This is a genomic window from Azospirillum sp. UENF 312511 (assembly GCF_058780635.1).
In genome coordinates this window covers 339,141-352,501 of record NZ_JBSNCG010000002.1, presented here as the reverse complement: position 1 = coordinate 352,501, position 13,361 = coordinate 339,141, and the positions used below count along the sequence as shown (strand labels likewise).

General features: G+C 69.4%; 12 protein-coding genes and 1 riboswitch. Of the genes, 3 read left to right on the top strand and 9 right to left on the bottom strand.

Features of this window, described 5'->3' with window-relative positions; all coding sequences use genetic code 11:
- Nucleotides 1-361: 361 nt before the first annotated feature.
- The 3 genes from phbB to ACWPN7_RS09995 form a co-directional block, all read right to left on the bottom strand.
- Nucleotides 362-1,084 (bottom strand): acetoacetyl-CoA reductase, encoded by a 723-nt coding sequence (gene phbB / locus ACWPN7_RS10005; RefSeq protein WP_040138004.1) that lies wholly within the window; start codon nt 1,082-1,084, stop codon nt 362-364.
- A gap of 98 nt (nt 1,085-1,182) precedes the next feature.
- A complete protein-coding gene (locus tag ACWPN7_RS10000; protein ID WP_040138003.1) occupies nt 1,183-2,358 on the bottom strand; it encodes an acetyl-CoA C-acetyltransferase in 1,176 nt (391 codons plus the stop codon).
- Nucleotides 2,359-2,470: 112 nt separating this feature from the next.
- Entirely contained in the window at nt 2,471-3,718 is a 1,248-nt protein-coding gene (locus ACWPN7_RS09995; protein ID WP_459197289.1) for an alpha/beta fold hydrolase, read from the bottom strand.
- A 485-nt stretch (nt 3,719-4,203) separates the two neighbouring features.
- On the opposite strand from ACWPN7_RS09995, the gene phaR reads away from it, so the two are divergent.
- Nucleotides 4,204-4,869: a polyhydroxyalkanoate synthesis repressor PhaR gene (gene phaR, locus ACWPN7_RS09990; protein WP_040137999.1), complete on the top strand. Its 666-nt coding sequence runs from the start codon at nt 4,204-4,206 to the stop codon at nt 4,867-4,869.
- 148 nt (nt 4,870-5,017) lie between these two features.
- The gene (locus ACWPN7_RS09985) at nt 5,018-5,242 is read left to right on the top strand and encodes a hypothetical protein (protein ID WP_459197288.1); all 225 of its coding nucleotides are present in this window, start codon (nt 5,018-5,020) and stop codon (nt 5,240-5,242) included.
- Between the two features lie 83 nt (nt 5,243-5,325).
- On the opposite strand, the gene ACWPN7_RS09980 is transcribed toward ACWPN7_RS09985, so the two are convergent.
- Both ACWPN7_RS09980 and ACWPN7_RS09975 read right to left on the bottom strand, forming a co-directional pair.
- Nucleotides 5,326-6,477, bottom strand: a complete 1,152-nt coding sequence (locus ACWPN7_RS09980; protein WP_459197287.1) for a glutathionylspermidine synthase family protein — start codon at nt 6,475-6,477, stop codon at nt 5,326-5,328.
- Between the two features lie 207 nt (nt 6,478-6,684).
- Nucleotides 6,685-8,613, bottom strand: a complete 1,929-nt coding sequence (locus ACWPN7_RS09975) for a hypothetical protein (protein ID WP_459197286.1) — start codon at nt 8,611-8,613, stop codon at nt 6,685-6,687.
- A 144-nt stretch (nt 8,614-8,757) separates the two neighbouring features.
- Nucleotides 8,758-8,996: riboswitch (cobalamin riboswitch) on the top strand.
- A gap of 175 nt (nt 8,997-9,171) precedes the next feature.
- Between ACWPN7_RS09975 and ACWPN7_RS09970 the strand changes: the two genes are divergently transcribed.
- A complete protein-coding gene (locus ACWPN7_RS09970; protein WP_040137994.1) occupies nt 9,172-9,852 on the top strand; it encodes an energy-coupling factor ABC transporter permease in 681 nt (226 codons plus the stop codon).
- A gap of 83 nt (nt 9,853-9,935) precedes the next feature.
- Here ACWPN7_RS09970 and ACWPN7_RS09965 read toward each other — a convergent pair whose 3' ends face one another.
- From ACWPN7_RS09965 to ACWPN7_RS09950, 4 genes are all read right to left on the bottom strand, one after another.
- Nucleotides 9,936-10,703, bottom strand: a complete 768-nt coding sequence (locus ACWPN7_RS09965) for a superoxide dismutase (RefSeq protein ID WP_149649387.1) — start codon at nt 10,701-10,703, stop codon at nt 9,936-9,938.
- Nucleotides 10,704-10,830: 127 nt separating this feature from the next.
- Entirely contained in the window at nt 10,831-11,205 is a 375-nt protein-coding gene (locus tag ACWPN7_RS09960; RefSeq protein ID WP_459197285.1) for a hypothetical protein, read from the bottom strand.
- 116 nt (nt 11,206-11,321) lie between these two features.
- Entirely contained in the window at nt 11,322-12,068 is a 747-nt protein-coding gene (locus tag ACWPN7_RS09955) for a helix-turn-helix transcriptional regulator (protein WP_201044731.1), read from the bottom strand.
- Nucleotides 12,065-13,225, bottom strand: coding sequence for an MFS transporter (locus ACWPN7_RS09950; RefSeq protein ID WP_103039679.1), 1,161 nt, complete (start codon nt 13,223-13,225; stop codon nt 12,065-12,067). Before ACWPN7_RS09950 ends, ACWPN7_RS09955 begins: the two co-directional genes overlap by 4 nt.
- Nucleotides 13,226-13,361 lie beyond the last annotated feature (136 nt).

The following is a 13,361-nucleotide window of genomic DNA, read 5'->3' as shown; positions in this document are numbered from 1 at the left end:
CATCAAGTTGGCCCAAAAGCCAGCTTCTCATCACAGCAAATGTTCCCGTAGCCAGGAGGGTGTGATCATCATGAGTCCACCTGCGCTTACTTGAGGAAGCCGACCTGTTCGGCCACACATTTCTGAACATTGCCGTTGAGACGGCTCAACCATTGCGGATGTCCTGGCACAACCGCTGAAACCCCCGCCCCCCGCGCGGGGGTTTCGCTTTTTCGGCCCTCCATGCCACGCGCCATATCCTCGGCGATCCATCTTTTTTGACGGCCCCAAGAAAAACCCCTCCCCCGGGGGCGGGAGAGGGGTGAAGGCGTCGTGTCGCTTCAAACAGGCCCGAGGGCCTGGGAGTCAATGCACTGGCCGGTCAGTACATGTGCTGACCGCCGTTGATCGACAGGGTCGAGCCGGTGATGAAGCCGGCGTCGTCGCCGACCAGGAACAGCACGCCGCGGGCGATCTCCTCGGCCTTGCCGAGACGGCCGACCGGGATGCGGGCGACGATCTTCTCCAGCACGTTGGGCGGCACCGCGCGCACCATGTCGGTGTCGATGTAGCCCGGCGCGATGGCGTTGACGGTGACGCCCTTGGCCGCACCCTCCTGGGCCAGCGCCTTGGTGAAGCCGTGGATGCCCGACTTGGCGGCGGCGTAGTTCACCTGACCGTACTGGCCGGCCTGGCCGTTCACCGAGCCGATGTTGACGATGCGGCCGAAGCCTCGCTCGCGCATGCCGTCGATGACGTTGCGGCAGAGGTTGAAGCAGGAGGTGAGGTTCGTCGCGATGACGTCGTTCCACTGCTGCGGGGTCATGCGGTGGATCACGCCGTCGCGGGTGATGCCCGCGTTGTTCACCACCACGTCCACCGGCCCGAGTTCGGCGGTGATCTTCGCGATGCCATCCTTCACGGCGTCGAAGTCCGACACATCGAACTTGTAGACCGCGATGCCCGTGCGGGCGGAGAATTCCTTCGCCTTCTCATCGTTGCCGGCGTAGTTGGCGGCGACGACATAGCCGGCGTCCTTCAACGCGACGGAGATGGCTTCGCCGATACCGCGCGTTCCGCCCGTGACGACTGCAACTCGAGCCATTGGCTCCTCCCCCAAAGCTTGGTGTTGGATTCTTTATCGGTTTCTGTAGGCACACATACGAAACGGGCCGCACCCCGGAGGGAACGGCCCGCTTTTCATCAGCCCCGCTCGACGGTGAGGGCGATGCCCATGCCACCGCCGATGCACAAGGTGGCGAGGCCCTTCTTGGCGTCGCGCTTCTGCATCTCATAGAGCAGGGTGGTCAGGACGCGGGCGCCGGACGCGCCGACCGGGTGGCCGAGCGCGATGGCGCCGCCGTTGACGTTGACCTTGGAGGTGTCCCAGCCAAGGTCCTTGTTGACGGCCAGGGCCTGCGCGGCGAAGGCCTCGTTCGCCTCGATCAGGTCCAGGTCCTCATGCTTCCAGCCGGCCTTCTCCAGCGCGAGGCGGGAGGCCGGGATCGGGCCGGTGCCCATGATCGCCGGATCGACGCCGGCGGTCGCCCAGGAGACGATGCGGGCCAGCGGGGTCAGGCCGCGGCGGGCGGCGTTCTCGGCGGTCATCAGGACCAGCGCGGCGGCGCCGTCGTTGATGCCCGACGCGTTGCCCGCGGTCACCGTGCCCTCCTTGGAGAAGGCCGGGCGCAGCTTGGCCAGCGATTCCGCGGTGGTGCCGTGCTTCGGATACTCGTCGTCGGCGACGATGATGTCGCCCTTGCGGCCCTTGATGGTGACCGGGATGATCTCGTCCTTGAAGCGGCCCGACTTCTGGGCGGCCTCGGCCTTCTGCTGCGAGGCGGCGGCGAAGACGTCCTGCTCCTCGCGGGTCAGCTGCCACTTCTGGGCGACGTTCTCGGCCGTCGTGCCCATGTGGTAGCCCTTGAAGGCGTCCATCAGGCCGTCCTTCAGCATGGTGTCGAGCATCTCGGCGGCGCCCATCTTCACGCCGTTGCGCAGATGCATGACGTGCGGGGCCTGGCTCATGCTCTCCTGGCCGCCGACGACCATGACCTCGGCGTCGCCGTTGCGGATCGCCTGATAGCCGAGCGCCACCGAGCGCAGGCCCGAGCCGCAGAGTTGGTTGATGCCGAAGGCGGTGGCGGAGGCCGGGATGCCGGCATTGACGGCGGCCTGGCGGGCCGGGTTCTGGCCCTGACCGGCGGTCAGGATCTGGCCCAGGATGACCTCGGTCACCTCCGCGGCGTCGGTCTTGGCGCGGCTGAGCGCTTCGCGGATGGCGATCTCACCCAGGTAATGGGCCGGCACGCTGCTGAGCGCCCCGTTGAAGCTTCCGATGGGAGTACGCGCTGCGCTGGCGATCACAACCTCGGTCATGTTGACGCTCCTCAGATTTTGTCAGTTTTATTATCGTGTCAGTGGGCCGCACGGAGTGGGAAAAACCTTATGCGCGGATTTCCCACAATGCAAGACACCTGACTGGCTGCGGTTATCCTGCCGCACTAAGCCATTCGGCCAGGGGCCGCCAAACGCCTGTTTCGGCACCGGCGCTGACCACCATGCCAATATGACCGAGCGGCGGCCTGATCATTTGCGCGCTGTCGATTGATCTTGCCAAGGCCACCGCGGAGGACGGCGGAACGATGCGGTCGCGCTCCGGGATCAGCGCCAGGACCGGCATGCGCAACCGCGCCGGCTCCACCGGCAGGCCGGCGACCAGCCACTCGCCGCGCGCCGTGTCGTTGCGCCCGTACCAGCCGGCCAGCGTGTCGCGCGCCACCCCGGCGACCAGCGGCACCCCGTCGTTCAGCCAGTCCTCCAGCGACACGAAGGCGAGCGCGGCGCGGCTGTCCGGCTCCATGCGGGCGAACTGCGAGAACTTCTTCAGCGCCAGCAGCGGGTCGAGTTGGGCGAACAGCCCCTGGAGAACGTCCACCGGCAGTTCCCCCCAGGCGTCGAGCAGCGGGCCGAAGGGCTGGAAAAAGCTCGCGGCGCGGCGGGCCATGCCCGCGTCCTCGGCGTGGAAGTCCCAGGGCGTGGCGAGCAGGCCGAGCGCCGCAACCTCCTTGGGGCGGCGCTGCGCCAGCGCGGTGGCGAGCAGCCCGCCCATGCAATAGCCGACCACCGGAACCGGCCGGCCCACCGCCTCCACCACCGCGGCGAGCGCGCGCTCCAGCCGCCCGGCGATGTAGTCGGTCAGGCTGTAGCGCCGCTCCAGCGGGCCGGGCGTGCCCCAGTCGATCAGGAAGGGGCGCAGCCCCTGCGCGGCCAGCCAGCGCATCAGGCTTTTGCGCGCCGACAGGTCGAGGATGTAATGGCGGTTGACCAGCGACGGCACGAACAGCACCGGCGCGCCGGTCGCCGGGCCGAGGGCGCCGTAGTCGAGCAGGCGGGAGGCTCCTTCCGTCCACAGCACGGGCGGGTCGGGAAGGTCGCGCCGGTAGGGGTGGTGGCGGTAGCGCTCGATCCCCGTCAAGGCGAGGGAGAGCTGGCGGCGGACCTCGCGGTCAACCGCTTGGGCGAACGCGTCCCCGTCGGTTGCGGCGATCCGTCGGCGCAGGTCCTCCGCCCGCTCCCGCAGATGCGGCTTCCATGGCAGCGAGCCGTTCCTCAAGTGCGGCAATGCGGCGGAGGAACTGAGCAGTGTCGCCGCCACCGTCGCCAGATGCAGCGCCAGGGGCCGCGGCCCCAGCCGTGCGGTGGGGTGCGGGGGGATCGTGGCGTTGTCCCCGGTCACGCGGCTCTCCCTCGCAGGACGGGTGAGATGGGGCCGGCTGGGATGAGGCCGGCATCGGATTCCAGCCGGTGCCCGGCGGGCTGGTGTAGGCGAAACCGCCGGGCCCCAGGACGAAGGGCGCCATCGCCGCAGCACCCTGCGCCATCATCTGGAACAGGCGGGCGGCGGCATCGGCCATCTCGGGATCGGCGGCGCAGGCCGCCCATTGTTCCTGCCACAGGTCGAGGTACCGTTGCGCGAGCGTTTCCAGGGACGGGGTGTCGGATTCGGACAATTCGGCCATGGCCGGGAGTATATGAGGGAGGCGGTGCCCTTGACCAGAGCCGCGAAGGACCGATCGAAAATGCCGCAAATCCCGAATTATCGGGGCGGCGCCCATCTGGGGTCGCAGCGCTGCGGCACAGCACTGGACAGGGTGCATTCCTTCGAGTAGTCCTTATATCTGGAACATTCTCGCCGCACGACCCTTCTTGAAAGAAACAGCGATGGCCGACAAGGAAGACCAGAAGTCCGCGACGATCACGATCAAGAAGTACGCCAACCGGCGGCTCTACAACACGGCGACCAGCAGCTACGTGACGCTCGACCATCTCTGTCAGATGGTCAAGGACGGGCTCGACTTTGTGGTCTATGACGCGAAGACCGGGGAGGACATTACCCGCTCGGTGCTGACGCAGATCATCGTGGAGGAGGAGAGCAAGGGCCAGAACCTGCTGCCGATCAGCTTCCTGCGCCAGCTCATCGGCTTCTACGGCGACAACATGCAGTGGATGGTGCCGCGCTACCTCGAATATTCGATGCAGTCCTTCTCGCGCAACCAGGAGCAGATGCGCGACTATTTCCAGAACACGCTGGGCGGGATGTTCCCCTTCGGCCGGCTGGAAGAGGTCGGCAAGCAGAACATGGCGATGTTCGAACGGGCCATGCGCATGTTCTCGCCCTTCGGCGGCGCCGAGGACGGGCAGCCTGGCGAGCAGCCCGCCGCCCCGCCCCGCCCGGCGGCCCCCGGCCCGTCCGCCGTTCCGCCCAACGGCGCGGCCGCGGCGGCCAGCCACACCTATGAAGAGCTTCAGAAGCAGATCGACGACCTGCAGAAGCAGATCGCCAGCATCGCCAAGCCGGCCCGCCCGGCAAAGCCCGAAGGGAAGTGAGCGGCGGCGCCGCCAATCGCATCGACGGCCATCGCGTTCACGGCGTTGCAGCGCAGGGCGGGGAAAGTTCCCCGCCCTTTTCTGTTTTTTCGGCACCAGTGGCCCGCCCGGCTGTTTGTCCAACGGAACGGTCCAGAGGAGGAACGCCATGAAGACCGAGCTGCAGATGTCGATGGAACTGGAGGTTGTGGACGCCCAGGACGCCCAACGGTTCGAAGAAAAGCTGCGCGGCTGGCTGCGCCACCAGAGTCAGGTGGTGTCGGTGTCGGCCAACCACAGCGGCGTCGGCAACGACGTCGCGTGGCGGGACGCCCGCCGGGCGGCGTTCGGCTCGCCGTTGCCCAATCCCTTTGCGCCGGGCCGCGGCCGCTGAGGACTGCCGGTTGATCGCTGCCGAAGCGCCCGCCCTGCGCCTCGTTGGAACAGGGCGGGCTCCTTCCACCCCGTGAACGGGCATCAGCCGCGGAAGATGTGCGGCACCATCGCCGCGTCGGAGCCGACCCGCGGGTCCGCCGATTCACGAACCGACATGCCCAGGCACTTGTCCCCGATGATCCAGCAGTGCAGGAGCGCGTGGACGCCCTCCTCCTCGAAGATCGGCGGGGTTTCCAGCCAGACCCGCCCTCCCGGATGCTCGGCGCTGCCGGTGTCCGAAATGGTGCGTCCGTGCGCCGTCATGCGCTGGGCCGCGTCGTCGAGCCCGAACAGGCTGCGCTCGGTCACCGCGTCGCAGCCGGCCAGCTCCTCGGGGTCGAGCGCGGCGCGGCACAGGTTCGGGTGGCGCGGGTAGAGCGACCACAGCGTCGCCAGCAGCCCGTGGTTCGACATCGGCCAGCACCACAGCGGCGACAGCATGCTCATGCCGCCCATCCGCAGCTTCTGCAGGAAGGCGTCGTCGGCCAGCCCCTGCCAGGGGTAGATCTTGGCCAGCCAGGAGGCCGCCCGCCCCTCGTCGTCGACGAAGCGCTGGCCGTCCCAGCCCAGGCTCTGCAGCGGCAGCAGATGCGTGGCGATCCCGGCCTCCGCCGCGGTGGCGGCCAGATAGACCAGCTCGCTCTCGCGCATCGGGTCGGGGGTGGCGCAAGCGAGATGGACGAGGCCGCGGCCCGGCATGCCCGCCGCCAGCTCCTCCCAGCGCTCCACCAGCCCCTCGTGCAGGCCGTTGAACTGGTTGGCGTCGCCCATCAGGGCCTCGCGCCAGTTGCGCTGGATGATCGAGGCGGCGAACAGCCCCTCCGGCGTGTCGTAGTTGCAGGCCAGCAGCTTGACCGAATCGCGCCCGTCATAGGCCAGCGTCAGCCGCCCGATCAGCGCGCCGGCCCGTTCGTTCAGCCGCCCCGCGGCCCAATAGTCGTTCCAGGAGGCCTCCAGCAGCCGCCCCACGCCGCCACGGACCCCCAGCCGGGCCAGCGCCCGCCCATCCACCGTCGCGCGCAGCGCCTCGCGCAGCATGGTGTGCAACTCGTCGGCGACGCTTTCGATCAGGTCGATCTGATGGGCGGAGAACTCGTACCGCACATCCTCGCGCCAGAAGGCGCCGGCGCTCATGGCACGGACGCCGTAGGGGTATTTGCGGAGCCCCGGACGCCAATCCGCACGGGGTTTCATGACTGCTCTGCGCATCGTGTGCTTACCGGGCCGCCGGATTCAATCCATGGTTTTGCCCCGCTGCGGCGCGCCGCTTGCGGCCGTCCGGGATTCGGTGGGGGCGGATCATTGCGGCGCAAACGCGCCAACACAAGCGCCTTGCGCGCCTGCCCCTCCGTTTTTCCACGCTTCCCCTCGCGGATCCCACAGGGCGGGTGGGGACGCCCGTCACCAAGCGCGGTCGGCAAGCCAGGCCGCGATGGCGCTCTCCATCGCCTCGGCGGTCGGATCGCCGTGCTCCGGCCCGGTTCCGACCATGGGAAGCCGGGCCGCCACGGCGATGTCCTCCGCCGGCGCGCCGGTTCCGACGAACAGGTCGCAGCGCCGCAGCAGGGCGCACAGCCCGTCGAAACCCAGCCGCCCCGCCGCGTTCAGGCAGGCGCTTCCGGTTTCCCCGGCGATGCGCGCCGCGGCCCCCCGGGCGGCCTCATCGCCGACCAGGATCAGGGCGGTGTCGCCCCGCGCGGCAAGCCGGCGGCACAGCTCCGACAGGCTGCCGGTGCCGACGGACGCGGAGAGGCCGACCGCGCAACGCCAGCGCGCCGGAACGCCCTCGGCCAGAAGCGCGGCGGCGGCGCGCTCGCCGGCGGGGGAGGTCCAGACCTCCGTGGCGGGGTCCGGCTCCCCGGTGGTCAGCGCCCCCAGCAGGCCGGCGGGAGTCGCCGCGACGTGGGTCAGGAAGGCGTCGGCGTAATAGCCGCGCACCGGCCGACCGACCCTGCAACCAAGGCGGAGCGGCGCCCCCGTGTCCTGCATCAGACGGTTGGCGAAGCTGGCATCCTCGCCCCGGTGGGGATTGATCGTGAGGTCGAAGGCGCCGCTGAACTGCTGGCCGATCTCCTGGCGCACCGCGGTCACCAGCGCGTCGTCGGGCGCCCGCCCCTTCAGCGGTGGGAGGGTGACGCGCTGGTTGACGTAGGGGCAGAGGGCAAACGCCGCCTCCGCATCCGGCGTCGCGAAAACGGTGATCCGGGCCAGCGGCAAGGCCCGCCGCAGCTCCCGCAGGACGCCGGACGCCCCCAGCACGCCCCCCACCCCGTCCGGCAGGAACACGCCGACGCTGCGGATCAGGTCGGTCGGGAAGGGCGGCGGTTCACCGGGGACGAGCGTGCGGCGGCGAACGGCGGGACCGGAGTTCCGCAGCAGCGCCACCGCCGGGGCCGTGGAGGCGCCCCGCGCCGGCGGCACGAAGCCCCAGGTTCCCTCGGCATCCGGGCGCGCCAGCGGCTCCACCATGGCATGCTCAGCCCGCGAGACGGTCGCCGCGTCGGTCACCCAGGGGAAGAAATCGCGCAGCGGGAGGGTGCCGTTGCCGACCGCTCGGCCCGCCGCCTGCAGGGCATCCCACCGACCGACCGCGCCGTCGTAGCCGTAATAGATTTCCTTGAACGCGACCTGCTCCCGCGTCGCGTAGGCGAAATGCTGGAAAACCAGCCCGCCCGCCGCCGTCTCCTCGTGCAGGAAGGGGTTGGCCGCGCCGAGTTCGAGGTCCGACCCGTCGGGCTGCGGGCGCATCAGCCGGGGCGGAACGTGCGAGTGCCAGAAATCCCCCGGCCGGTACCGCCAGGTGCGCAGCCATTCGTAGGCGCGGTAATTGCCGTACTGGTCCAGCCGGTCGAGGACCAGGGACGGGCCGACGAAGAAGTGGCAGAGGTAGAGAGCCGCCGTGCGCGACGGCGAATCGAGGAACATCCGGCGCGCACGGGTGATCTGCTCCGCCGTCCACAGTTCGTCCGCGTCGACCTGCCAGAGCAGGCAGTCCTCCGTCATGGCGGCCAGCGGCGCGGTCACCATTTCCACCTTGCCTTGCCAGAACATGCCGGGCGGCTTGCGGTAGACCGACACGCGCCCGGGCTCCTCCGCGGCGATGCGGTCGAGATACTGCGACGTCCCGTCGCTGCTGCGGCCGTCGCGGTGAAGATCCTGCGGAACGCGCCCACCCCGCTGCGCGCACCAGGAGGAGTCGCGGACCTGCTCCGCCACCCCTTCCACGACGTGCCAATGCCAGGGGAAGGGCAGTTGGCGGAACACCTCCAAGTGGTAACGGATGAAGGGATCGCCGTTCAGCACGATGGTCAGGAAATGAACCGGTAGCATGCCCGCAACCCCGTCCTTCGCCCGTTGATCCGGCCTCGCGCAGTCCGCCGGACCTTGTCGGTTCCGTGGGAGCGGTGTCAAGGAAGCCGTGCGACTCCCCCGATGGGTCGCCATCCCCCTCTTGACGGCGGGGGACCCCGCCCCTACCCTGGCGCCGGTTATGGTTCCCCGCGCCCTCCGGTCGCGGGGCTAAGAGGGAAGCCGGTGCGCCGCCCCGCAGGGGGAGACACGGCAAATCCGGCGCTGCCCCCGCAACTGTGAGCGGTGAGCGGCCTCGTCCTTTCCGTGTCACTGGCGCCGCCTGCGGGAACGGGCGCCGGGAAGGCCGGACGATGCCGCCTTGACCCGCAAGCCAGGAGACCTGCCGTAACCGAACGTACGTCCTCGGGCGGGGTGCCCCGGTGGTCGCTTGCCGATGTCCGGCCCGACGGCCGCCCGTCTTCCGCAAGCCGTCCCTCCGGTGCGCCCATCCAAGGGGACCAAGGGGGTTGCGATGCCGGTGCCTGCCAGCAACGACGCCCCTCCCAACGCATGGCAGACTCGGAAAGGGCATAGAGCATGCACATCGAACCCGGCGTCGTGGACGGCGCCAAGATCGCTCTCAGCTACGCGACGGCCGCCGGCGGCTTCGCGATGGCCGGCAAGCTGGCGCGCGACGACGTCCGCAACAACGGCGGGGTCGCGCCGCTGGTGCTGCGCAGCCTGATCGCCACCGCGCTGGTCTTCAGCTTCTTCGAGGTGTTCCCGCACCACCCCGTGGGCGTGTCGGAGGTTCACCTGATCCTCGGTTCGACGCTGCTCCTGCTGTTCGGCGCCGGTGCGGCCTCCATCGGCCTCGCCGCCGGCCTGCTGATCCAGGGCCTGTTCTTCGCGCCGTTCGACCTGCCGCAGTACGGCATGAACGTCACCACGCTGCTGGTCCCGCTGTGGGGCATCAGCCTGCTGGCGAAGCGGATCGTTCCCGACGCCACCCCCTATGTCGACCTGAAGTACTCGCAGGCGCTGGCCCTTTCCACCGCCTACCAGGGCGGCATCGTCGCCTGGGTGGCCTTCTGGGCCTTCTACGGCCACGGCTTCACCGCCGAGACCATGACGGAAGTCGCCTCCTTCGGCGCCGCCTACATGACCGTCATCATCGTCGAGCCGCTGGCCGACCTCGCCGTGCTGGCCGTCGCCAAGGCGCTGCGCCGCCAGAGCCAGGGCCCGCTGTTCAACATCCGCCTGCACCAGGGCGCCTGACCGGCGCCTCGGACCGGATGGTTCGCAGGAAGGGCGGCGGGGACATCCCCGCCGCCCTTTTCCGTTTCAGGTCAGCGGACCGGTCAGATCACCAGCTCGCCCTTGCGGATCGCCGCGTAGCGGCGGTTCACCGCGCCCCAGTCGACGACGTTCCACCAAGCCGCCAGATAGTCGGCGCGGCGGTTCTGGTACTTCAGGTAATAGGCGTGCTCCCATACATCGTTGCCCATCAGCACGGGCACGCCCTCCATGGCCGGCGAATCCTGGTTCGGGCGGGCGGCGATGGCAAGCTTGCCCGACGACGGGTCGGCGGTGACGAAGACCCAGCCGCTGCCGAACTGCCCGGCGCCCGCCGTGTTGAACCGCGCCTTGAAATCGTCGAAGCCGCCGAAGTCGCGCGTGATGGCAGCCCCCACCTCACCGTCCGGGGCGCCGCCGGCGTTCGGTCCCATGATGCTCCAGAACATGCTGTGGTTCGCGTGACCGCCGCCGTTGTTGCGCACCGCGGTGCGGATGCTTTCCGGCAGTTCCGGCACACGCTTCAGCAGGTCGGCCAGCGGCATCGCCTGAAGGTCGCCGTGGTTGGCGAGCGCCTTGTTGAGGTTGTCGACGTAAGCCTGATGGTGCTTGTCGTGATGCACGCTCATGGTCGTCGCGTCGATGTGCGGCTCCAGCGCGGCGGGCGCGTAGGGCAGCGGCGGCAGCGTGAATCCCTTGCCGCCCGGAGTTTGGCCAGCCGGAGTTTGGCCCCCTGTTGTTTGGGCCAGGACGAAGCGCGGCGCCACGGCCAGCACCAGCGCGGCGGCTCCGGCGGAGAGCAGCAATTGGCGGCGATCCAGGCGAACGGACATGAGACCTCCCATTGTGTGTTTCGTGCCGAACAGCGGGGAAGCGACAGCCTCAGTGCGCCTCGCGCCTCACTCAACAGGGCAATGGGCGTACTCACTCGGTACCGGCGTACGGAGCGCCGCCCGTTTCCTACAAGCGGGCCTTTCCAGCCGGCCCGGCGGACGCCGAGCGGGCCATTCCCATCGCCACGCTCCGCCAGCGCCCCAGATGGAATCGGGAGGGTGCGGCCGCCGGCTTCCGGATCGGAGTCACCGGAGCCGTCCCCGCCGCCTCATGGATGTTGCGGGCGCGGCGCTCCCGCAGAAGCAGGCGCATCACCTCCTCCTCCGTGACGGGGCGCCCGGCCCTGGCCGAGGCGAGGCTGGCGGTGTCCTGGAGCGCGGCGACCTGCGCCAGCGTGCCGGTCAGCCCCTTGGCCGCGGCGGTGTCCAGCGCTTCGCGATGAATGGCGAGGATGAACGGCTTCAGCCCGCGGTCGGGCGTTCCGTGCGGCGGTGTCGGCATGGCGGACGGGCTCCGGGGATTCGTTCGATTGGGTAAGCCATCATCCAACCGATAACGCCGCCGCGGCAAAGGCCCCTATGGATTAGCCCTGCCGGTTGCCGAACCGGCGGCGCGCGTCACAGCGTGATCAGGCCGTAGGCCAGCGCGGTGGAAACCGCCTGGATGGTGGTGGCCGCGTTGAGTTTGCGTCGGGCGGATTCGATCTGCTTCTCCACCGTCTTCACATGCGTGCCGAGCCGGTGGGCGATCTGCTGCGGGCGCAGGCCGACGGCCAACCACAGCAAGCACTCGCGCTCGCGGGGGGCCAGCGGGAGGGCGTCGCGCACACACCCTTCGCGCAGGCGGACGTCGAAGGCGTGGACGATGCCGGAAATCGCCCGGCTGTTCTCCCACCAGATTCGGTCGAACCCGGCCCAGGACAGGTGCGCCGCGCACAGGCCAAGCGCGCTGACTCCCAACCCGTTGTTGAAGCGCATGGGAAGCGTGACGCCCGTGGTCATACCGAAGGCCCAATCGATGTCGAGCGAGCGTTTGCCCGCCGGGCTGATCCCGTCCAAGCGGGAGGTGTCGCTCCACAGCAGGGGGGCGGTTTCCACCCTGGCCGCCCGCACGAACTCGTCGCACCAGTACAGCCCGCCGGACATCTTGGCGTCCATGTAGGCGCCGCCGAAGCTGGTCAGCATGATGTCGTGCGTGCGCCCGGTGTCGGCGAACGCTTCGGCGCCGTACACCAGGGCGGTGACGCCGAAGCCCGCCAGATGGCGGTGCAGCCGCGCCCATAGATCGTCCACGTCGGCCGCCTGCTGGAAGTCCTCGGCAGCCTCCCCCTGCAGACGGCTGGGCATGTCGTGAGCGGGGATCATGGCCGGCTTCCCATGCGGCGGAAACTCCAGAGCATCGTGCTCAGGTAAACGAGGAACAGCAGAAAGCTGCTTTCCATCAGCCCTTGCGGAGGGTGCCAGTCCATGGCCATGCCGTGCAGAAGCGGCCCGACCAGCGCACCGAAGGCGTACAACGTGCCGAAGGCGACGTTGGCGGCGGCGAGGTCGACGCCCCGGAAGCGGTCGGCCAGCATGGCCAGCGCCACGGTGTACAGGCTGCCGGCCGCGCCACCCCAGACGAGCATGGCGGCCATCAGCGCTTGCGGCACGTCCAGCGTGGCCGGCAGGATCAGGGGGACCGCCAGCCCGGCGACCCCGCAGGCGGCCAGCACCCCGGGCTTGCCGACGCGATCGGCGAGCGCACCGACCGGGATCGGGAACAGCAGCGCGCCGATCAGGAAGGCGCTGACCGTCCCCGCCGCCCAGTCCTCCGACAGGCCGGCCGTCACCGCGTAGACCGGCATCAGCGTGTAGGGGACCGATTCGAACAGCCCGAAGATCAGCGCCGTCATCACGGCGACGGAAGCGCTCAGCTTGGCCAGCGAAATCCGGGGCGCCCCGGTGATCCGCGGCGGCGCGGCCTTCGCAACGGTCAGCATGACCAGCGCGACGCCGACCAGCGCCTGGATCAGCAGGATCGTCGGCCAGCCCTCGGTTCCCGTGAGCGGGACGAGAGCCGCTCCCACGGCGGCCCCGGCGCAGAACGCGCTGGCGTAAAGACCGACGTTGAACCCCCGCCGGTCGTCCGGCGAGGCGGCGCTGATCCAGTATTCGGTCAGGCGGAACACCATGCCCAGGCTGCCGCCGAACAGGAAGCGCAGCGCCATCCACACATCCTGGTCGGCCGACAGCACGAAGCCGAGCGGGGAGAGCATGGCGACCACCAGCAGGGCTCTCAACACCGCTCCCGGGTCGAAGCGGCGCAAAAGCGTCGGCATCAACGGCGTCGTCAGCAGCCATGCCAAGGCCGGCATGGCGGCGTTCAGCCCGATTGCGGTGGCCGAGGCGCCCATCCGGTGGAGCGAAAGATCGACGTAGGCGTAGGAGGCCCCGGCCGCGGCGGCGGCGGCGGCAACGGTGGCCGATAGAACGGTCATCTTCAGATGGGCGGTCACAGTCCCCGGTGCCCCCTGCGTCATGGTGCGGTGGCGTGTTCCTGCCCGAAGGCTCCGGCTCCAAGGGAACCAGAGCCGTCGGCATGGCGCCAAAGCTGTAGATTATGCACAAAAACGCATTGGGGGTAGGGGTATGCGTTCGAACCATGCGGGAAAGGCA